At 67.4% G+C, this 21,415-nt stretch carries 17 protein-coding genes; 8 read left to right on the top strand and 9 right to left on the bottom strand.

The window, feature by feature from the left end; genetic code table 11:
- Positions 1-3: 3 nt before the first annotated feature.
- Positions 4-1,050, bottom strand: a complete 1,047-nt coding sequence (locus AC0IX4_RS15185; protein ID WP_471829686.1) for a Gfo/Idh/MocA family oxidoreductase — start codon at positions 1,048-1,050, stop codon at positions 4-6.
- A gap of 143 nt (positions 1,051-1,193) precedes the next feature.
- Between AC0IX4_RS15185 and AC0IX4_RS15180 the strand changes: the two genes are divergently transcribed.
- Both AC0IX4_RS15180 and AC0IX4_RS15175 read left to right on the top strand, forming a co-directional pair.
- Positions 1,194-2,189, top strand: coding sequence for a LacI family DNA-binding transcriptional regulator (locus tag AC0IX4_RS15180; protein WP_471829931.1), 996 nt, complete (start codon positions 1,194-1,196; stop codon positions 2,187-2,189).
- A 24-nt stretch (positions 2,190-2,213) separates the two neighbouring features.
- Positions 2,214-3,593 (top strand): WS/DGAT domain-containing protein, encoded by a 1,380-nt coding sequence (locus AC0IX4_RS15175; protein ID WP_471829684.1) that lies wholly within the window; start codon positions 2,214-2,216, stop codon positions 3,591-3,593.
- Here AC0IX4_RS15175 and AC0IX4_RS15170 read toward each other — a convergent pair.
- Entirely contained in the window at positions 3,554-4,456 is a 903-nt protein-coding gene (locus AC0IX4_RS15170) for a helix-turn-helix domain-containing protein (protein ID WP_471829683.1), read from the bottom strand. The two genes, AC0IX4_RS15175 and AC0IX4_RS15170, sit on opposite strands and share 40 nt — an antisense overlap.
- A 101-nt stretch (positions 4,457-4,557) precedes the next feature.
- On the opposite strand from AC0IX4_RS15170, the gene AC0IX4_RS15165 reads away from it, so the two are divergent.
- The gene (locus AC0IX4_RS15165) at positions 4,558-5,253 is read left to right on the top strand and encodes an SDR family NAD(P)-dependent oxidoreductase (protein ID WP_471829681.1); all 696 of its coding nucleotides are present in this window, start codon (positions 4,558-4,560) and stop codon (positions 5,251-5,253) included.
- Between the two features lie 19 nt (positions 5,254-5,272).
- On the opposite strand, the gene AC0IX4_RS15160 is transcribed toward AC0IX4_RS15165, so the two are convergent.
- The 3 genes from AC0IX4_RS15160 to AC0IX4_RS15150 all read right to left on the bottom strand — a co-directional run bounded on the left by AC0IX4_RS15160 (position 5,273) and on the right by AC0IX4_RS15150 (position 8,997).
- Positions 5,273-5,839 carry a sigma-70 family RNA polymerase sigma factor gene (locus tag AC0IX4_RS15160; RefSeq protein ID WP_471829679.1) on the bottom strand — a complete coding sequence of 189 codons (567 nt, stop codon included), beginning with the start codon at positions 5,837-5,839 and terminating at the stop codon, positions 5,273-5,275.
- A 107-nt stretch (positions 5,840-5,946) separates the two neighbouring features.
- On the bottom strand, positions 5,947-7,425 hold the full coding sequence (locus tag AC0IX4_RS15155; RefSeq protein ID WP_056069947.1) for an amidase: 1,479 nt from the start codon (positions 7,423-7,425) through the stop codon (positions 5,947-5,949).
- Between the two features lie 27 nt (positions 7,426-7,452).
- On the bottom strand, positions 7,453-8,997 hold the full coding sequence (locus AC0IX4_RS15150; RefSeq protein ID WP_471829677.1) for an AMP-binding protein: 1,545 nt from the start codon (positions 8,995-8,997) through the stop codon (positions 7,453-7,455).
- 163 nt (positions 8,998-9,160) lie between these two features.
- Here AC0IX4_RS15150 and AC0IX4_RS15145 point away from each other — a divergent pair, with 163 nt between their 5' ends.
- Genes AC0IX4_RS15145 through AC0IX4_RS15135 form a run of 3 tightly spaced genes read left to right on the top strand, consistent with a single transcriptional unit; the run spans position 9,161 to position 12,810 of the window.
- Positions 9,161-10,486, top strand: a complete 1,326-nt coding sequence (locus AC0IX4_RS15145; protein WP_471829930.1) for a serine/threonine-protein kinase — start codon at positions 9,161-9,163, stop codon at positions 10,484-10,486.
- Between the two features lie 57 nt (positions 10,487-10,543).
- On the top strand, positions 10,544-12,136 hold the full coding sequence (locus AC0IX4_RS15140; protein WP_471829675.1) for an ABC-F family ATP-binding cassette domain-containing protein: 1,593 nt from the start codon (positions 10,544-10,546) through the stop codon (positions 12,134-12,136).
- A gap of 56 nt (positions 12,137-12,192) precedes the next feature.
- Positions 12,193-12,810, top strand: a complete 618-nt coding sequence (locus AC0IX4_RS15135; RefSeq protein ID WP_042573011.1) for a trimeric intracellular cation channel family protein — start codon at positions 12,193-12,195, stop codon at positions 12,808-12,810.
- A 28-nt stretch (positions 12,811-12,838) separates the two neighbouring features.
- On the opposite strand, the gene AC0IX4_RS15130 is transcribed toward AC0IX4_RS15135, so the two are convergent.
- A complete protein-coding gene (locus AC0IX4_RS15130; RefSeq protein ID WP_471829673.1) occupies positions 12,839-14,287 on the bottom strand; it encodes an FAD-binding oxidoreductase in 1,449 nt (482 codons plus the stop codon).
- 143 nt (positions 14,288-14,430) lie between these two features.
- On the opposite strand from AC0IX4_RS15130, the gene AC0IX4_RS15125 reads away from it, so the two are divergent.
- Positions 14,431-18,843, top strand: a complete 4,413-nt coding sequence (locus AC0IX4_RS15125) for an amino acid adenylation domain-containing protein (protein WP_471829671.1) — start codon at positions 14,431-14,433, stop codon at positions 18,841-18,843.
- Between the two features lie 50 nt (positions 18,844-18,893).
- A complete protein-coding gene (locus AC0IX4_RS15120) occupies positions 18,894-19,382 on the top strand; it encodes a DUF2231 domain-containing protein (RefSeq protein WP_471829670.1) in 489 nt (162 codons plus the stop codon).
- A 15-nt stretch (positions 19,383-19,397) separates the two neighbouring features.
- Here the strand turns inward: AC0IX4_RS15120 and AC0IX4_RS15115 are convergent, their stop codons facing one another.
- Genes AC0IX4_RS15115 through AC0IX4_RS15105 form a run of 3 tightly spaced genes read right to left on the bottom strand, consistent with a single transcriptional unit; the run spans position 19,398 to position 21,393 of the window.
- The gene (locus AC0IX4_RS15115; RefSeq protein ID WP_471829668.1) at positions 19,398-20,288 is read right to left on the bottom strand and encodes a M56 family metallopeptidase; all 891 of its coding nucleotides are present in this window, start codon (positions 20,286-20,288) and stop codon (positions 19,398-19,400) included.
- Positions 20,285-20,665 (bottom strand): BlaI/MecI/CopY family transcriptional regulator, encoded by a 381-nt coding sequence (locus AC0IX4_RS15110; protein ID WP_471829667.1) that lies wholly within the window; start codon positions 20,663-20,665, stop codon positions 20,285-20,287. Before AC0IX4_RS15110 ends, AC0IX4_RS15115 begins: the two co-directional genes overlap by 4 nt.
- 56 nt (positions 20,666-20,721) lie before the next feature.
- A complete protein-coding gene (locus AC0IX4_RS15105) occupies positions 20,722-21,393 on the bottom strand; it encodes a TetR/AcrR family transcriptional regulator (RefSeq protein ID WP_156148767.1) in 672 nt (223 codons plus the stop codon).
- Positions 21,394-21,415 lie beyond the last annotated feature (22 nt).

Raw genomic sequence — 21,415 nt, 5'->3', positions numbered from 1 at the left:
ACGTCACCGTGCACCCACGACATCGATGTCGGCCAGGTCGACGGGAGCGCCGGTCTCGATACTCCGGATAGCGGCGAGAGCGATCGACAGCGCGACTCGTGCGTCGTGGCCGCCGACGACCGCCGCAGTGTTCGACCGGATCGCGTCGACGAAAGAGGTGAACTCGCCGATGTACGCCGAGCGGAGCAGGTCGGTGTCGCGCCGCGCCGTGTCGACGGACATGCCGTCGGCCGCGTACAGCACCATGTCCGTCGATGCAGCGCTGCCGGCCGTGATCATGCCTGCCGAGCCGAACACTTCACCGCGGACGTCGTAGCCGTACAGAGCGGAGAAGCTGGCCTCCGCCGTCGCCAACGCTCCTCCCTCGAACGCGATGGTGACGACGGCGGTGTCGAGGAATTCCGAGCTGCGTGCGTCGGGACGAATCAGCGCATCCGCCATGGCGTGCACGCGGATCGGCGCTGCACCGGGGTTGAGGAAGCACAGCGTGTCGAAATCGTGGATCAAGGTCTCGAGGAAGATGGTCCACGGCGGTGTCCGGGCAGGGTCTCCGCCGAAGGGGCCCGGATCCCTCGTCAGAGACCGCAGCAGCTGCGGGGTACCGATGCGTCCCTGGTCGACTGCAGCGCGAGCCGCCGCGAACCCCGGGGCGAATCGACGGTTGAACCCCACCTGCAGGACGACACCCGCCGACTCGGCGGCGGCGATCGCACGATCGGCGTCCTGGAGCGTCACAGCCATCGGCTTCTCGACGAAAATGTTCTTGCCTGCCTCCGCGGCCTCGACCACCAGGTCGGTGTGGCTGCGAGCGGGCGCAGCGATCACGACGGCGTCGATGTCGTCGCGCCGGAGCGTGGCGGAGATGTCGGTCGAGACGACGTCCACGCCGAGCTCGTCCGCCAGTCGCTCGGCGGCTCCGGGCACCGGATCGGCGATGGCGCGGAGTTCCGCACCGGGGACGCGTCGCGCCACGATCTCGGCGTGGTTCGCGCCGATCCTTCCCGCGCCGAGTACTGCCACCCGGACGGGGCCGGGGGTATGAACCGCCATGTCTTCACTCCTACTAGTACGTTCTAGTGTTCCTGTTCGGCGATGCTAGAACGTTCTAGACGACACCGTCAAGACCCCGCTATGATGCGTCCGTGGCACCCCCGAGCTCGCCCGGACCGAATCGCGTCGACCGCCCGGCCACGATGGCCGACGTCGCTCGCGCGGCAGGCGTGTCCACGGCGTTGGTGTCCATCGTCTTCCGCGACGCACCTGGTGCGAGTGCCGCCACCCGGGCACGCATCAAGGACGTCGCGGACAGCCTCGGATACGTGCGGGATCGTCGCGCCAGCAAACTCCGTCAGGCCAGCTCACGATTGCTCGGTGTCGTCTTCGAGCTTCAGCAGCCCTTCCACGGCGATCTCGTCGAGCACGTGTACGCAGCCGCGGCCGAAAGAGGTTTCGACGTCATGATCAGCGCGGTCGCACCCAGCCGGGACGAAACGTCCGCCCTGAGTTCACTGCGCCACGAGCGGTGCGAGGCAACCATTCTGATCGGCAGTCGCCTCGACGACGAGGAGTTGGAGCTGATCTCGGCGCGCACTCCCACAGTCGTCGTCGCGAGGCGTGTCGACTCACCGGGGGTGACCACGGTGCGCGCGGACGACACCGCGGGCATGATTCTGGCGGTGGATCACCTGATCGAACTCGGTCACTGCCGCATCGCCTTCGTCGACGGCGACGGCGCACCCGGCAGCGACGACCGATCGACCGGATTCCGGCGCAGTATGTCCCGGCTGGATCAGGGGCCCGCGACGATCGTGCGCGGCGGTCTCAGCGAGGACGACGGCGCGCGCGCCCTGGACTCGCTGATGTCTCGCGCCGATCCACCTACCGCCGTCATCGCGTTCAACGACCGTTGTGCCACAGGCGTATTGAGCGCACTCGTCGCACGGGGACTCACCGTGCCAGGCGACGTCTCCGTGATCGGCTACGACGACTCGCGCGTGGCAGGACTGTCCCACGTCGCCCTGACGACCGTCTCCCAGGACGCGAGACGGCTCGCCGGAGCAGCCGTGGACGCGGCGTTGGCACTGGCGGCGGGTGATCAGGCGTCGAACACGGTCCTCACCCCGACCCTGGTGTCCCGCTCCACCACTGCCCCGCCGTTGCGACTGCGCAGAGACGACGCGGCCGGGTAGCTCAGCGGTTAGGGTCGACGATCGATGGCAACGACACGGCTCGACCCCAAGGACGCAGCGTTCCACTACCAGTCCCGCCCGGGTAGCACGACCGATCACTACATCACCACGGCGCTCGACCACGGCACCACCGGCCTGCGGACGGAGACCCTGGTGTCCGCGATCGCGGACCGGGCCGACGCGATCGCCGCACTGCGAGTGCGACTGTCGGTTCCGACGCTGAACCTCGACTACCCGTCGTGGACCGCGCGCGAGGCGCCGATGCGCGACGACATCGTGGTGAATGCGAACCGCGGTCTGTCATGGACCGACGCGCCGAGGGCCCTCGGGGCCGTCCTCGCGACTCCGGTCGACACACAGCGCACGTCCTGGCGTGTCCACGTCCTGCCCGACGTTCTCGATGTGCCGTCGTCGACAGGTCCTGCCACCATCGTGGTCGTACAACTGGCTCATTGCGTGACCGACGGGTCCGGAGCGGTGGCGATCACCCGGGCGCTGCTCGGTGACGACTCCGTCGCGGACGACCTCCCGACGCCGGCGGTTCGGCAGGCCGTCTCACCACACGTCGCCGCAGCAGCCGGGCTGCTCCGCGTACCCGGTCAGATCATCGGAACGGCGCGCGCCGTCCGACGAAGCCTCCGATCGGCCCGCAATCTACGCCGCGACGTCGACGCGGGCCTGGTCGCCCGCCACCCCGCGCCGCGCAGTGTCACGATGTTCAACGACGACCCGGGACCCGACAGGGTCGGATACGTGCTGGTCCGGTCACTGTCCGAGGTCACCGGAGCCTCCTCGTCCACCACGACCGGCGCGGACGCACGGGTGTCCGTCACCACCGCCTCGATCGGCGCGATCGCCCGTGCGATGGCAGCATTCCTCCGCGAGCAGGGGCACGACGTTCCCGACGACCTGGGGGCACACGTCTCCGTCGCGCTGCCCGACGATGCCGAGTTCTCGGGGGTCAACAGGTTGGCCTCGGCGAACGTCGACCTGTTCCCCGCTTCCGACGACCGGTCGACCCAGAGCCTGGCCATCGCGAAACACCTGGCCGAGGAGCGTGTGCGGGCGACGCACCAGGCGGTACTCGACTCCGTTCGAGTCGCCGACCACCTCCCCGCTGCCGTTCTGCGACAGGGCATCCGGCGTATGTCGTCGCCGCGGACGCAGGCTGCGGCACACACGGTCGTCTCGAGCGTACGGTGCGGTCCGAACGATCTGACCGTCGCGGGCACGCGGTCGCTCTTCATGACAGCGTTCGCGGGGTTGGGGCCGACCACCGGGCTCACGCATACCGTCTTCGGTCTCGGCGACACTCTCGCCATCGGGATCCTCGCCTCACCGAGATCCGTTCCGGCACATCGCCGTTACGTCGAACTGCTGTCCGATGCCATCGACGGTGGATGATCCACGTAATCGTCCTGTGGCACCGTGACGGCGGCGAGACGTAACTTGGTCTCGTCCTCGCTGTCCGGAGCGGCCGTCATGACGACGATCTTCAGATGAGCGTCGCCGTCGGTGAGCACATCGCAGTCCACCGTGATCGGCCCCACCGACGGGTGGTGAATGACCTTGTGCGCCTCGCGATGTGCACCGACCGCACCGCGCGACCACAACTCGGCGAACTCCGGACTCTCCGTTTCCAACAGACGGATCAGACTTCTCAGTCGCACGTCACCGGGGAATCGACCTGTCGCGAATCGTAGGTCCGACACGACCGCCGCCTTCACACCCTCCGAACCGTCGATCGTCGTGACCGGCCACCGCGACAGATGTAGAGCTGTCGGATCCTGCGAGAAGCTGTCGAGGGCGAAATTGCGTCGTGCCGGTGCGATAGCGGACGGATCTCCGATCGCCGCGGCCCAGAGCTTGTTCCACCAGATCAGACGCCAGTCCGCGGCGAACACCGCGACGGCGGCATCGCCGAGGCGGGACACCACCCGCTGCACTCCCGGCGGAATGTGGTCCGACACGACGTTGTCGGCGGGCGGGATCTGTCCTGCCAGCCGGAACAGGTGGTCCCGCTCCCCCGTCGTGAGCCGCAGCGCACGCGCCAGTGATCCCAGGACCTGCGCCGACGGCGTCGTGGCGCGGCCTTGCTCGAGGCGGACGATGTAGTCCACCGAGATACCGGCGAGGTCCGCAAGTTCCTCACGCCGGAGGCCGGACGCGCGACGGACCCGCCCGACGGGAAGACCGACCGACGCCGGTGACAGCCGATCGCGCCATACCCGCAGAGTGGCGGCAAGGTCGTCCTGGCGGTCGGTCACCGTTCCATTGTGCCGCCGTCGCGATACCGGTGGGTGGTACCGGTAGTCCTACCGTCACGCCGTCCCTGGTTGTGCTCGTTCGGAGCACGCACGATGGCGTCATGACAATCACCTTGATCACCGGAGCCAACAAAGGTCTCGGCTTCGAGACCGCACGCCGCCTCGTCGACGCCGGTCACACCGTCCTCCTCGGCGCACGTGACCGCGAACGGGGTACGGCGGCCGCGGACTCCCTCGGAGTCCGCTTCGTACAGATCGACGTCTCCGACGACGACTCGGTCGCTGCAGCAGCCGCCGACATCCTCGAGCACGAGGGTGCGCTGGACGTTCTCGTCAACAACGCCGGCATCATGGGCACGCTCGGCGACGTCGGCTCGCTGAATGCCGCCGACGCCCGAGACGTCTACGAGGTCAACGTCTTCGGCGTGATCCGCACGACCACCGCGTTCCTTCCGCTTCTGGCTCGCTCGGACGACCCCGTCATCGTCAACGTGAGCAGCGAGATGGGGTCGCTGTCCGCGACCCACGACCCCGACCGCGCGGAATCCCGGGTACTCGCTCCGCTGTATGCCTCGTCGAAGGCCGCGCTGACCATGCTGACGACGCAATACGCCAAGGCCGTTCCCTCTGTTCGGATCAACGCGGTGGATCCCGGATATACCGGCACCGACCTGAACGGACACCACGGGCCCCAGACCGTGGAGGAGGGAACGGACGCGGTCGTCGCCCTCGCCACGGAAGGACCGGGAAGCCCGACCGGCAGGTTCGTCAACCGCGAAGGCCGGATCGACTGGTGAACCGAGGAGGGCTCGGGATCTACGTGCTCGCGGGCGCCATGTGCACGCGTAGCTTCTGGATCCCGTCCCGCACCCGCGTCTTCACCGTGGCCTTCGGTACCCCGAGGCGTAGTCCGGCCTCGGTGTACGACAGACCGGAGAAGTAGATCAACTCGATCGCGACACGCTGCAACGCCGTCAACTCGACCAGTTCCCGGGCGACGGTGTCGGCATCCAGCGATGTCATGACCGACTCGAAGACCTCGTCGTGGTCACGGTGGTACTGGGCCGCGTGATAGGCGGTGTCACGCTTCGACGACGAGGTGTCCGAGCGGACTCGATCGATCGCGCGTCGTCGAGCCAGGGTGGACATCCAGGCGTGCGGCGACCCCCGATCGGCATCGAAGAGAGCCGCGGCGTCCCAGATCTGGACGTAGGTCTCCTGGACTGCTTCCTCCGAGCGCGCGTGATCGCCGAGTACCCGGACGACTGCCGCGAAAAGGAGATGATGCGTCATCAGGATGAGATCGGCGAGGGCCGCCTCGTCGCGGTGCGCGATCCGTGCCAGCAGAACGGCGTACCGCACGCGTTCGTCCACGTCGGGCACCGCTCTGGACCTCCCCGGAGCATCGGTCACTCGATAATGTCACCACAGTTCGAGCCGTTGTTCGTACTCGATCACGAAATCGAGACCGGATGGCAACGTCGGCGCCGTCAGATAAAGGGCACCGTCGCGAACCACGGCCGCGCCTCCTCGAGGTCACGCGCGAGTTGCAGAAGTGTCGACTCACCGCCCGGAGCCGCCACGAACTGGACTCCGACGGGCAGACCCTCCGGCGTCCATGCCGACGGAACACTCATCGCCGGACGCCCGGTGACGTTGGCCAGCTGCGTGTAGGGCACGGCGGACAGACTGCGCATCACGGCGTCCTGAACGACACCGAGCCGGCCGAGAACAGGACCGAGACGCAGGGCCAGCCCCGCGCGAGCCCCCAGGCGCTCGGCGAACGGAGTGTCGAACGCTCCGATCAGAGGCGCGGGCTCAGCCGTGGTGGGCGTCAGGAACAGGTCGTAGTGCTGATGGAACGTGCCCAGCGCACGGACGTGGTCGTGCCATCGCCCGATCGCCGCGTCGTAGTCCACGGCCGACGTCGCCCGGCCGATCTCTGCAAGCACCAGCGTGTCCAGCTCGAAATCCGACCGCGACGGGCGACCCGTGCGGGTGTGGCGGGCGACCTCCGCCGCGACGTGTACGAACCACGGAGTAAGAAAATCCCGGGCCAGTTGCTCCTCGTCTGAGGCGGGCCGAGCTTCCTCGACGACGTGCCCCATGTCGGTGAGCAGGTCGCGCGTGGCGTTCACGGCCGCGACGACCTCGGGGTTCGGAGTCGAGTTCAGTGCGGACCCCGTGTGCACTCCGATACGCAGGGTTCGGCTCGTCACCGAGAGCGACTCGGCGTACGAGCTGCCGGGGGCGGCGAACTCGTAGGGCGCGCTCGGATCCGAACCGCGCATGACGTCGAGGAAGGCCGCCGAATCTCGCACGGATCGTGTCAGCACACCCGTGACCGCCGCCCCGAACAGCGGTTCACCGGAACGGGGACCCGACGGAACGACTCCTCGCCCGGGCTTCAGTCCGAAGAGTCCGCAGTACGCGGCCGGAATGCGGATGGACCCGCCTCCGTCGCTCGCTCCGGCGACAGGAACGATGCCGGCAGAGACCGCTGCGGCCGCACCACCGGAGGAACCGCCGGGACTGCGGTCCAGCGCCCACGGGTTGCGCGCCGGTCCGTGCAGATCGGGTTCCGTCACGCCTTTCGAGCCGAACTCCGGAACAGTGGTGCGGCCGATCACGACCACACCGGCGTCGAGCCATCGCTGCACGACCGTGTCCGTTTCCGTCGGTACCGACGACGCGAGGGATCGCGACCCGCACGTCTCCACGATCCCGGCCTGCGCTTGGTAGAGGTCCTTGAGCAGGAAAGGAATTCCGGCCATCGGTCCCGCGAGGGTCCCGCGGGCGCGCGCCCGTGCATCGTCGAACTGACGGTTCACCAAGGCGCCGAGCGCAGGGTCGACCTCCTCGGCCCGTGCGATGGCGACGTCGACCAGCTCGGCCGACGTCACCTCGCCCGAACGGACCAGGTCTGCGAGACCGGTCGCATCGTGGCCGCGGTATTCGTCGAATCGCATGCGGTGAGCGTAGACACGGGAGGGGCGTCAGTTGACGGCGCGGCCGTACCCGTCCCAGTACGCCTGACGAAGCTTGAACTTCTGGAGCTTGCCGGTGGCGGTGCGGGCCAACTCTTCTCGGAACTCGACCGTCGTCGGCGCCTTGTATCCGGCCAGCCGTTCCTTGCACCAGGCGATCAGCTCCCCCTCTGTCACCGCCGAGTCGGGCGCCGGCACCACGAGAGCCTTGATCGTCTCCCCCCACTTCTCGCTGGGGACACCGATGACCGCTACTTCCGACACCGCGGGGTGCGAGAACAAGCAGTCCTCCACCTCGATGGACGAGACGTTCTCTCCCCCGGTGATGATGACGTCCTTCTTGCGATCGGCGATGGTCAGATAGCCGTCCTCACCGATGTCGCCGCCGTCACCGGTGTGGAACCAGCCGTCGGCCAGGGCCGCGGCGCTCTCCTCCGGCCGACCCCAGTAACCCTCCATCACCACGTTGGAGCGAGCCAGTACTTCCCCGGCGCCCTCCGCGGCGTCGTCCACCGACAGGCGGACCCCCAGTGCCGGCGCTCCCGCACGCGTCAGCTTGGCGGCCCTCTCCTCGGGATCGAGGTCGTCCCACTCCGCCCGCGTCCGGTTGAAGGTCAGCAACGGGGACGTCTCGGTGAGCCCGTAGATCTGGATGAACTCCCATCCGAGTTCGCGTTCGACTCTCGCCACGGTCTTGGTCGGAGGCGGCGCACCGGCCATGATGATGCGTACGGTGTCCCGTCCCGGGATCTCCCCCTCCCACGTCCGCGCTGCGTCGAGCACCGCCGCAGCCACGGCGGGAGCCGCGCACATCACGGTCACCCCGTGATCGCGGACTCGGCGGAGAATCTCCGCGCCGTCGATCTTGCGCAGCACGATGTGCTGCGCGCCGACACCGGTCATCGCGAACGGTTGGCCCCACCCGTTCGCATGGAACATCGGCAACGTGTGCAGATAGACGTCACGGTCCCCCGCGGCCGCGTGCAGCCCGAACGTCACGGCGTTGACCCAGATGTTGCGATGCGTGATCTGCACACCCTTGGGCCGGGCCGTGGTTCCCGACGTGTAGTTGATGGCTGCCGTCGCGGACTCGTCGGGATCCCAGCTCACCGGAACGGCGCCGGGAGCGGCGTACAGATCCGCGTCGTCTCCGAGCATGAACTTGTGCTCGCACTCGACGTCGGCGAGTTCGTCCGCGAGCTCCGGGTCGATGTAGAGCACACGCGCGCCCGAGTCCTCGACGATGTAGCGGACCTCGTCGGGCCGTAACCGGAAGTTGATCGGCACCAGTACTCGCCCCCACCCGCTCACACCGTAGAACGAGGTGAGGAGCCGACTCGAGTTGTGGCTGACGACGGCGATGCGTTCCCCGACGCCGATGCCGAGCTCGTCGAGCCGTGCGGCCTGACGGGACGCCAGGTCCGCAACCTGCGAGTACGTCAGGGAACCCTGGCTCGGTGCGGGTTGCGACGGCTCGTCGACGACGCCGATCCGATCGCCGTAGACGGTGGCTGCGCGGTCGAGGAAATCGGTGACGCTGAACGGCACGAACATTCGAAGGACATTAACAACACGGACGGTGGCTCGTCGTGGATCGGGAGCCACGCCGTCCGTTTCCGCTCGGCTCGTCGAGGGTATGAATGGTCGCGACGTTACGATCACCATTGCTGTCGGGCGCCGGAAAAGGCTCGGGATACCGAAAATGGAGTGGGTGACGATGATGCGAGAGGATTCGCGATCACTCGTCGCCGGTCGGTATGAGCTGGGTTCCGTGCTGGGGCGCGGAGGCGTCGCGGACGTCTACGAGGCCGTCGACCTCATGCTCGGGCGCACTGTCGCCGTCAAGGTCTTCCGCCACGACGACCTGATTCCGCACGACCGGCGCCGCATCGACGCCGAGATGCGCACGCTGGCACGGTTGTCACATCCCGGATTGGTCACCTTGTTCGACGCCGGCGCAGTCGCTGATGTCGACGGATACAGCGGCCCTTTCCTGGTGATGGAACTCGTCGACGGACCTACCCTCGGGACGTTCCGAGCCGGTCAGGCGATCTCGCCCGGTGTGACCGCGCGGATCGGGTACGAACTCGCGGAGGCGCTCGCATACATCCATGACGCGGGTGTCGTTCACCGGGACGTCAAGCCCGCCAACGTCCTCATGACCTACCGTGCCGACCGGGACACTGAGCGGTGGACGAAGCTGACGGACTTCGGGATCGCTCGCGTCATCGAGTCGGACCCCCTGACCGAGCATGGAACGGCGGTCGGTACCGCGCAATATCTCAGTCCCGAGCAGGCCACCGGCGCCCCGACGGGTCCGGAATCCGACATCTACTCCCTCGGACTCGTACTCATCGAGTGCATCACCGGCGTGATGGTGTTCGGCGGCGGCTCCCTCGCGTCGGCCCTGGCACGGCTGCAGAGAGACCCGGTCGTTCCGACACACCTCGGACCCGGCTGGCACTCGATCATGACTCGGATGACCGCGCGTCGTCCGGCGGATCGGCCGTCGGCGGTCGAGGTCGCCCGACAGTTCCGGGCCCTTGCCGCCACCACGCAGGACACCTCGATTCTCCGCACCCCTCTTCCCCCACCGGAACCGCCACTCGATCTTCCCGAACGACCACGACGTTCGCTGCTCCCATGGGTGTCCGCCGGCGCGGCCGCGGTGATCATCGCGGCCGCTCTGGTCTGGGGAACGTCCGGCGACGACGTCGAGGTGGGCGACACTGCCGTTCCCGTCGCCGAGTCGACCTCGCCGGCAACCACCGCACCCGTCGAGACACCGGTACTCGCACCCGTAGTCGAAATCCCTGCACCGGTCGTCGAGGCGCCCACCACGAACGAGACCGTGTTCGACGCTCCCGTCGTCGCACCTCCCGTCGTGGTCGATGTTCCTCCCGTGCCGCCGCGCAACAACGGCAACGGCAACGGCAACTCGGGTGGGAACGGCAACTCCGGCGGTAACGGCAACGGGAACGGCAACTCGGGTGGCAACGGCAATGGGGGCGGCAACGGGAACGGGAACGGCAACGGCCGCTGAGGCCCGCTCTCCCGCAGTGGTCGGGAACACCGATGCCGGTCCAGTAGCGTCACCGCGATGAGCTGGATTCGCATGAACGACGTCACCGCCGGATACGAGCAGAGGGTCATCCTGCGGGACGTGTTCTTCAAGCTCACGGACGGCGACCGGGTCGGACTGATCGGCCGGAACGGGTCCGGCAAGACAACTCTGCTGCAACTCCTTCTGGGCAGAACGTCGGCGGACGCGGGCACCGTCGATGTCACCGAGGGCGCACGGATCGGCTACTTCTCCCAGTTCTCCGAACTCGACGGAGACCGCAGCATCACCGTCGAACTGGAATCACTGTTCGGCGAGATCAGGGCCGTGGAGGCAGAACTGGGCGAGGTCGAGGCCGCACTCGGCGGTGACATCGACGAGAAGGAGATGTACCGACTGGTCGACAGACAGGCCGAGCTGCTCGAGCAGATGGAAACGGGCGGCGGGTGGACGTATCACCAACAGATCGACACCGCACTGTCGATGTTGGGCTTCGACGCCGAGCGTCGGGAACTGCCCGTCGACAAGCTGTCCGGTGGGTGGCGCAATCGTGCGGCACTGGCGCGCATCATCCTCGAGGCGCCCGACGTCCTCCTTCTCGACGAGCCCACCAACTTCCTCGATGCCGAAGGTATCGCCTGGCTCGAGCGCTGGCTGCGTGATTTCCGCGGAGCACTCCTGCTCGTCTCGCACGACCGGCATTTCCTGGAGCAGGTCGTGACCACGATCGTCGAGATCGAGAACAATCGGCTGCAGTCCTACGACGGTAGCTACTCGGACTACGTGCAGCAGAAGCAGTTCCGCCTGAAGAACCTGGAGAAGGAATTCTCGAACGAGCAGCAACTTCTCGCGTACGAACAGGATGCCATCACCGATCGCAAGGAAGCGATCAAGAATCCCAGCGGCGTACTCAAACGCAGACTGGCCAACATCAAGAAGGCGAAGAATCCACGGCCGGTCGATCAGGTCATCACCTCGATCTACGGCAAACTTCACGTCCACGACGACCTGTGCGTCGTGGAGGGTCTGACGAAGCGGTTCGGCGATCGCACATTGTTCGAGGGCCTGTCGTTCGAAATCCATCGCGGCGACCGCATCGCGATCACCGGCCCCAACGGGTGCGGGAAGTCGACGCTCGTCGATGCCCTCACCGGGATCGAACCGTCCGATTCGGGAACCGTGAAGTGGAAGTCGAAGTCCCACCCCTTCATCCACTACAACAAGGTGCTCGCGGACCTGGACCTCGACGACACCGTGACGCACTCCATCAACGCGATGCCGGACAGCCTCGCGCTCACCGCGACTCGCAAGGACGTCGCCAGATTCCTTGCACTGCTGCAGTTCTCCGAGCTGGACCAGAAGCAACGCATCGGCGCTCTGTCCGGTGGCCAACGCGCCCGAGTCGCCCTCGCCCAGTGCCTTCTCTACGGCGCCGGCGTCATCGTCCTCGACGAGCCGACGAACCATCTGGACCTTGCCAGTACGCAGGTGCTCGAACGCGCGTTGGCGGCATTCCCCGGTGCCGTGGTGTTGGTCAGCCACGACCGCTTCTTCATCGAGAAGGTCGCGTTCAGTCAGCTCGCGTTCGACGGGCACGGTGCAGTGCGCAGCATCGCCGGAGTCGAGCTATAACGTGCAGGCATGACGCCTCACGTTCGGCGCTGTCAGACCTGAAAGGACCTCACACCGTGTTCGCCGACGTTCTCGAATATCTCGGGATCATCGCCTTCGTCGCCTCGGGGGCCCTCGTCGGTGTCCGCAAAGGCCTCGACCTTCTCGGAGTTTGCGTCGTCGGCGTCACGACAGGCATCGGAGGAGGCCTGATTCGCGACGGGTTGATCGGCGTTCATCCCCCGACGTCGATGACCGAGTGGCCCATCATCGCGGTCGCGCTGACGACCGCCGTCGTGGTGTTCGTGGCGCATGTCGCCGTCGGCCGCCTCTGGCGCGCGGTCGTGCTTCTCGACGCGGTGGGGCTGGGACTGTTCGCCTCCACCGGCGCCGCCGTCACGCTCACCCACGGCGGCGGGGTCGTCGCCGCGTGCATGCTCGGCACCACGACCGCAGTGGCCGGAGGTGTACTCCGAGACATCCTCGTCAACGACGTCCCCTTGATCTTCCGGGGGGAGCTCTACGCCGTGCCGGCCTTGGTGGGCACCGTTGCGGTCGTCGTGATCGATGCCGTCGGCGGTTCGGAGAACGTCGGCCTGACCGTCGCGACGGTGCTGGCGATGGGGCTGCGTTTCGCGTCGCTGCGCTTCGGCTGGTCCCTTCCTGTGGCGAAAGGCGTTCCGCCGCAACCATGACGGTGTCCGTCTCGGTCCCGTGAGCAGCTCAGCGGGTCGGCGATCCACCGAACAGGACACCTGGGTTGAGGAGTCCCGTCGGATCCCACGCGGCTTTGATACTTCTCATCAGATCGACCTGATCGCTGCCGTGTTGCCGCGGAAGCCACCGCGCCTTGGCCCGGCCGATCCCGTGTTCGGCACTGACGGTGCCACCGGCTCGGAGGACGAGTTCGAGCACCAGATCCTCGAGCTGCTCCCCCAGCGACGGTGGAATGCTCCCGCCGCGTGTCGCCACGAGGTTGACGTGGAAGTTGCCCTCAGCGAGATGCCCGAACAGCGCGACCGTCACCTCGTCCGAGGCGTGTCGGACGGTGTCCTCGATGGCGTGGAACGAGTCGGCGAACACGTCGAGCGGGACGCCGACGTCGAGCTTGATCGGGACGCCGACGCTGTTGATCGACTCGGTGATGCGTTCACGGAACGACCACAGGTGTCGGCACTCGGCCGGTGTGCTCGCCACGGCGATCCGGTCCTCGGCGATCGACGTTCCGATCACCGTGCCGAGCATGCCGGTCGCGGCACCGAGCAGATCGATCTCGTCGTCCGCACCTCGTCCTGCCGTTCGACGTCCCGCGTCACCCAGCTCGGCGAAGACCCAGAAGCCGTCCACCGGAAGCGGCGCTGCCTGTCCCGTGTGGTCGGCCGCGCGCTGCACCTCTGCTCCCGCAGCCCATTCCAACGCTTGCAGTCCGGGCAGCCTGCGGAGAACGGGAAGCGCCGACACCGCGGCAGCCACGTCGGAGAATGCGAAGACCAGGACGACGCGATCGGCCACCCGCGGAGCGAGGCGCCAGGTGACGTCGGTGATGAGCGCCAGCGTTCCCTCGGATCCGACGAGCAGGTCGACGAGGTCGAACCCTGTGTTGTCCTTGGGGAGTGTGCGTCGACGATCGACGACCGTCCCTTCCGCTGTCACCGCCCGCAGTCCTGCGATCCGCGCTCGCGCGGTGCCGTGCCGCAGGACGCGCATTCCTCCGGCGTTGGTGGCTGCCGCGCCGCCGACGGTGGCCGATTCGCCGGAAGCCAGCGTCAGACCGCACGTCAGATCCGACCGGTTGGCGATGGCTTCGAGTGCTGCAAGAGTCGTCCCGGCGCCCACGGTGACCGTTCCGTCGTCCTGCACGTCGCCGGCGTCGACGAGATACTCGGTCGAGATGACGACCGATCCCTCGGGGGGCACTGCGCCGGCGACGAGACCGGTGTTTCCGCCCTGCGGGACGACTGCGACCCCGAGTGCGCGACACACCGACATCGCCGCCACAGCAGCGTCGAAAGTCCGGGGGCGGACGACGGCCCGCGGTGCGCCTGTCCAGCGACCCGTCCAGTCGGTGGCGTACTTGACCATGGCGTCGGCATCCGAGGTCACGCTGCAGTCGGCGATGGCTGCCACCCGGTCGACCACCAGGTCGGGAGCGAGAGGGTCGGACGAGGCCATGGGTTCCCCTCGGGGTTCGACGGCGGACACACGGGCGTGCGCCACCCATCAGGGTTCCACCTGCCCGTTCCCGTCGAGAAGGACGGGTCGATCGACACCGTGGTACTACTTGATCTGTAGTAGTCGAACGTGAGAGGAGAGTCGTGATCGACGGGTCGCTCCCGCTGACGTCCGCCCAGATTGCCGTCTGGTACGCCCAGCAACTCGCACCGGATCTGCCGTTCACGATCGCGTACTGCGTCGACATCACCGGCGACATCGACGTCGACGCGTTGGTCACCAGCGGTTCGACAGCGCACGCGGAGTATCGGACATCGACCCTGCGCATCGCGGACCAGGACGGTCGGCCCTGCCAACGATTCGTCGACGCCACCGCGCACGACATCGACGTCGTCGATCTCCGTCCTGCCGACGATTCCTTCTCGATCGCCCACAGGTCGATGCAGGAACTCTGCGGTCGCGCGGTTCCGCTCGACGGGCCGCTGGTCCTGTCGCGGATCTTCCGCCTGGCCGACGACCGGGTTCTGTGGTTCACCAGGGCGCATCACATCGTCCAGGACGGTCACACCTCGATGCTCGTCCTCGAGCGGACCGCCGCCCTGTACCGGGCACTCGCCGACGGGCGGCCCGCACCGCCCGTGGACGTTCCCACCCCGCAGACTCTGGTGGACGACGACATCACGTACTCGGCGTCGCCCCGTTTGCGCCGCGATACCGAATTCTGGGCCGACCGTTCCGATCGACCTACCGTTCGGTGGGGTGCGGCACGTCGACCGCAGCCGGTGTCCGCACGGACGCACGAGTCGACCGCCGACCGGAGCAACGCCCACGGCAGCCTGGGCGGTTCCGGAACCGCGACGATGATCGCAGCAGTCGCCGTGTTGCTCAGCCGCATGTGCGGCGTGCAGGACGTTCGGCTGTCGCTCCCTGTATCGGCACGCGCCACGGCCACGAGCAAACGGGCGGGTTCGACGATGTCGGCCGTCGTGCCTCTCGACCTCGACGGCATCGGCGACTCCACAGTCGGAGGTGCCGTCTCGTCGACGGAGGTGGCACTGAAGTCCGTGCTGCGACGGGCTCGAAGCGCAGCGACTGCGCGCGCGGCGAGCGGATCTCGACTGTCGAACTCGGACTACTTCGGCCCGACCGTCAACATCATGATGTTCGCCGAGAGCATTCCGATCGGAAACTTGCACGGGCGCCTGGAGATACTGCAGACCGGGCCCGTGTCCGACATCGCGGTCAATATCTATCCCCAGTGGTCGGGCGACGGTGCGCGTGTCGAGTTCGAAGGGAACCCGGCAACACATTCCGCAGCCGACCTCGAGGTTCTACGACGGAGGTACCTGCACGTTCTCGACGCGTTCTCGAATCCCGAGACCGACGTCGCATCGATCGATCTCTCACTCCCCGAGGAATTCCCGCCGACCCCCGCGTCGGTCGGTTCCCCAGCCGACACCTCGTCGACTCTGGCCGAGGTCTTCCGCGACGCGGTGGACACCCACGGTGATTCTCCGGCGCTCACCTCCGGCGGCGTCACCCTCACCTATCGACAGGTGGCGATGCGAGTCGACCGGCTCGCGAACATCCTGCTCGATCACGGTGTCGGACCCGACGATGCCGTCGCAGTGCGTGTTCCACGATCCGTGTCGGCCGTCGTCGCGTTCTGGGCGATCGCCCGGGTCGGCGCCGTGCACGTGCCCGTCGACCCAGCTCTGCCCGATGAACGGGCACGCTTCATCCTCGACGACTGTTCGGCGAGAACGGGACTCGGTGAACCGGGACCGCTGAGGCTCCCGACGTCACGGACGACGTGGATCGCACTGGACGACGTTCGACCGAAGTCTCCGGTCGAACGACGCGACGACTCGTCTCGACGCGATCCTCTCTCGGCCGCCTACATCGTCTACACCTCGGGCTCGACCGGGTCGCCGAAGGGAGTCGTGGTCACGAACAGCGGTATCGGGCCGCTGGTGCAGCACATCCGATCGCACTACGGACTGGGCCCCGCATCACGTATCTCGATGTCGGCAGCGCTCGGCTTCGACACTGCAATCGTCGAACTTGTTGCCGCGGCTGCCACCGGAGCCTCACTGGCCATCTGTCCGCCGGAGGTCATCGGTGGGTCGGAGCTGGCGGAATTCCTCGTCGACCAGGATGTCAGTCATCTCCTCGCCACTCCGTCCGTACTCTCGACGATCGACCCTCGGCAGATCCCCGCTGTCGGAACCGTCATCGTCGGTGGTGAGGAATCGTCGTCAGACCTCCTGGCGTCCTGGTCCCTCGGACGACGACTCCTCGAGGCCTACGGCCCGACCGAGACCACGTGCAGCGTCACGATGACCGACACCATCGAGGCCGACACACGCGTAGGCATCGGCACCGCGATGACCGGTGTCCGCATTCACCTGCTCGACGGCCGGTTGAGGCCGGTGGTCCCCGGTGCGGTCGGCGAGATCTACATCGACACTGCCGGTCTCGCTCGGGGTTACCTCGGGAAGCACGGAACCACGTCGACTCGCTTCGTCGCCGATCCTTTCTCTTACAACGGTTCTCGCCTGTTCCGCAGCGGCGACCGCGCACGGTGCCGCGCCGACGGAACCCTCGAGTTCCACGGCAGGGACGACGATCAGGTACAGATACGCGGCAACCGGGTAGAACTCGGCGAGATCGACAGCACCCTGCGTCGGCACCCGGACGTCGCGGCGGCAGCCGTGTCCCTTCGACGAACCCCCGGTGGCAGTTCACGAATCGACGGTTACATCGTCCCGATGACCGGAACGACGCCCGACGCAGACGATATCCGTCGGTTCGCCGCGGCATCGCTCCCCCCGCACATGGTTCCGTCGTCGATCACGACTCTCGACGCGATCCCGCTCACGGTCAACCGAAAGGTCGATCGACGCGCACTGCCGGAGCCGGTCGCTCGTGACGCCGACCCGCACGCGTCTCCTCCCCGAGGTGCGACGGAAGAACTGATCGCACAGACATTCCTGGAGGTCCTGGCCGTCGACGGCATCGGCGCGGAGTCGTCGTTCTTCGATCTCGGCGGGGACTCGCTCGCCGCGACCCGCGTGGTGTCGCGGCTTCGCGTCGCGGCCGGCATCGACGTCGGAGTCCGTGACCTCGTCGCATCGCCCACCGTGCGTGCTCTGGCCCTCGTCCTCGACTCCCGAGATGCTCACAGCGAACGGTTCTCTCGCGCAACGCCGGGACTGTCCGACGGCGTGTCAGCCGTTCCCCTCGCGCCCCAGCAACGCGATATCGATTTCGACGCCACCCTGCCGCTCTCGAATCTTCCGTTCACCCTCGATATCACCGGTCCGTTCGACCTCGATGCCGCCTCCGCCGCATTCGACGATCTGGCGGCTCGCCACCGCACTCTGCGAACGCGGTTCCCGGACTCACCTGTCGGTCCGCATCAGCTGGTCGACGACACCTCGTCCCCGACCGTGCTTGCGCCGCAGCCGTTCTCCGACCGTGCTGTCGCGGCGTTCCTCTCCGAGCCCATCGACATCCGGCGGGAACTGCCCGTTCGAGTCCGCGTCTTCGTCGACGCGAGTGACCACCATGTCATCGCGTGCGTCGTGCACCACGCCGCCGCAGACGGGTGGGCGCTCGGGATCCTGGGACGCGACTTCGCTGTCGCCTACCGCGCCCGCTCGAGCGGCCACGCTCCGTCGTGGTCGCCGCCGCGTCCCGTGCAGTACTCGGACTACAGCGTCTGGGCGGAGTCGCGCTCGGTGACCGACGATGTCGAGTTCTGGCGCTCCGAGCTCCACGGAGCGAACTTCACATCGACACCCCCGCCGGACCGTCCCCGGCCCGCGACCTGGTCCTTCGACGCGGGGCGCCGCACTCTCCACCTCGATGCCGATGGCGTCCGCGACGTCGATGCCGTCGCGAACCGCCACGGCGTGGGTAGGTTCACCGTGGTTCGGACGGCGCTGATGATTCTGGTGGCGCAGCTGACGGGTTCGGAGGACGTCGTCGTCGGTACGCCTGTCATCGGCCGCGACGATCCGATCCTCGAAGAGATCGTCGGTACCTTCAGCACCACCGTCGCCATACGCACGGATCTGTCCGGTGCCACGACCGTGGCGGAGGCACTCGACTGCGCTCGGGCGAGTGAGACGCGCGCGTTCGATCACACGGCGGTACCGCTGGCAGACATCGCAGATGTGGTCGATCCGGGACCACACCACCAGCGACATCCGCTGTTCCAGGTCGCGTTGTCCTTCGACGTGCTCGAACCCGTAGTCCTCGACGTGCATACCGGGACGGACGGCGATCGGACACGGATCACCGTGACACCGCGCCCCCTCGACATGGCCAAATGCGATCTGCACCTTCACGTCACGGAGCATCGGGACCCGTCCGGAGATCACTGGGAGGTCGGATTCGTGTACCCGACGGCGCTGTACGAGGGATCGACCGTTCAAGAGTTCACTCACATGTTCCGGCGCATCCTCGATACGATCGGCAGCGATTCCGACGCCCCCTGGAGACTTCCGGACCCGGCGCGAACCGCGCCCGAACTACTACACGTTCTGTAGTATCAAATTGGGTGCGCCTCGGCACCGAACGACCCTCCAGGAGTTCACTCGTGTCGACGATCAACGGCCTACCCGCTCACATTCTTCTCGTGCACTTCATCGTCGTGCTGGCTCCGCTGACCGCACTGCTCGCGATCGCCGCAGCCATCTCACGCCCCGTCCGCAACCGACTCGTCTGGCTGATCGCCGCACTGGCGGTGATCACGCTGATTCTGACCCCGCTGACGACCGACGCCGGAGAGTGGCTCGAGAAGCGGGTTCCTCGGTCGGAGGCCGTGCACGAGCACACGGAACTCGGCGACTGGATGCTGTACTTCTCGATCGCTCTGGTCGTCGTGGCAGCGGCGCTCGTCGCCGTGCACCTGCGCGAAAGGCGCGGCACCGCAGTGCCGCGCCGGCTGTCGGTCGTCGCGGTGATCCTCGCGGTCGTCGTCGGTGCTGCGACCATCGTCCAGGTGTATCGCATCGGCGAATCGGGAGCACGCGCGTCCTGGAGCGACGTGTCCGACACACCCTCCGAAGGCGCCGATTCCGAGTAGGCCGTCGGCGCAGCCCTACTCGAGGATCGTGGTCGCCGATTCGCCGGCCTCGGGCACGATGACGTCCTGCGTGACGTCCGCCAGCACCACGACGAGCGATATCAGGGCCGCGGCCACCACAGCGCAGGCGACCACGACGGTCCCCCGCGACGCCACCGGCGGCGGGCCGCTCAACGCTCGGGCACGCGCGACGACGTCCCCTCCCGTCCCGGATACCGTGTAGGACGCCCGATCCCGGGCGACATCTGCCCTGAGCAGCGCCGCCCGCGCCAACGCCGTCATCACGGTGGTGCGATCAGCGGCATCGGCGGCACACTCGTCGGCGTGCCGTTCCGCGGCGTGCCGCACGCGCGCAACCACGGGGCGCGCGAAGGGGTCGAGCAGAGCCGAGACCTCCGCCGCCTGGGTCCAGAAGGCGTGCCGGTAGCGGAGATGCGCACGCTCGTGATCGAGGACAGCACCGATCTCCGCGTCCGAGAGCGCCGACATCAATGCTGTCGTCATGACGATCGCGCCGCCACCGGACGGCACCGCGAAGGCGTCCGGGTCGGACGATTCGACGACCACCACCCCGTCCGTCGCGCGGGCAGTGCGTCCGAACGGAGCCGACCGACGCGCTGTTGCCGCGACTCGTCGAAGATGCATCGCCGACACCGCGACTCGCCACACGAGCCAGATCGCCAGGACGGCTCCGGCCACACGCGGCGGCCACGACGACGCCGACAGGAGCACTGCCGACACTGCGATCGACGACGCGACCACTGCGGCTGCGGACAGCGCGGACAACGCGGATACTCCCACCACTGCCCACCCCGGCGAGAGGTGCCGGTCGAGACGATCACCGAAGAGTCGCAACAGAATCGAGAACACCCAGGGCGCAGCGGCGACACCCACGAACGCGATCACGACCCGTTCACGTCGCGTTCGTCCTGGCGGGACAGCAAGTGCCGCAACGTGACCTCGTCGTCCGGATCGAGCGCGGCGACGAAGTTGGCGAGCACGTCGGCACGCGCCTGTCCCGCGTCGAGTTCGGACCGCATACGCATGGCAGCACGCAGGGCAGGCAGGTCCTCGTACGGGGCACTCAGCGCATAGACGAACGAACGACCGCGCCGTTCGCGGGCGACGAGCCCTTTCCCGTGCAGCCGCACCAGCGCGGTCATCACCGTCGTGTGGGCGAGGTCCGTTTCGAGAAGGCGCCGCACATCGGACACCGACAGTTCCTTGTCCCGGCCGAGAAGTTCCAGCACGGACTTCTCCAGTTCACCGGATCCCCTACGCATCTGCGCAGCTCTCGGCGTTCGGCATGCACCGATTCTAGCCGTGTGCCGGACGAGACTCAGGCCTTGTTCGCGCCATGGGTGATGCCGGACAGGATCAGGTCGACACCGGCGGAGAACTGAGCACGATCGTCGTGGTCCCTTAGCTGCGGCGACACGCGGTGCAGGAATGGGTACGCCCGCGGGTCCAGGCTTTCCCACCGCGTCGCCACCTCGTCCAGGAACGCCTCCCTGCTGATGCCGTCCCGGACGTTCCTGGCGTTGGCAGCGTTCTGGCCGCCGACGCCCAGGATGTAGTTCACCAACGCTGTCGCGGCGTCGAAGAGATCGCGTTCGTCGACGCCCAGTGTCGCGACCCGGCCGCCGATGGCATCGAACAGCTGAGCCAGCGCCGCTTGCCGGGGATCACGGAGGAGGTGTGCGCCGACCCACGGGTGATCGTCGAGTGCGTCGAAGATTCCGAGCGCCAGTGTCCGGAGGCTTTCCATCGGGCCGTCGCCATCGTCGACGGACGAACGCATCACACGGGATACGACGAGATGCGTGGCCGCGTCCAGTAGCGCGTTCTTGTCGGCGACGTGCCAGTAGATCGCACCGGCTCCGGTGGACAACCGTGCCGCGAGAGCACGGAACGTCAACGCCTTCTCCCCCTCCGTGTCGAGGATGTCGATCGCCGCGTCGACGACGCGCTCTGTCGACAATGCGTCGGTGCGGCGCTGTCCGGTTGCCATGTCGTCCATCTTGACACATCTG

The organism is Rhodococcus sp. AC861, from assembly GCF_979256035.1.
Note: the sequence above shows the minus strand (reverse complement) of the source record. Positions and strands in the feature narration are given on the sequence as shown.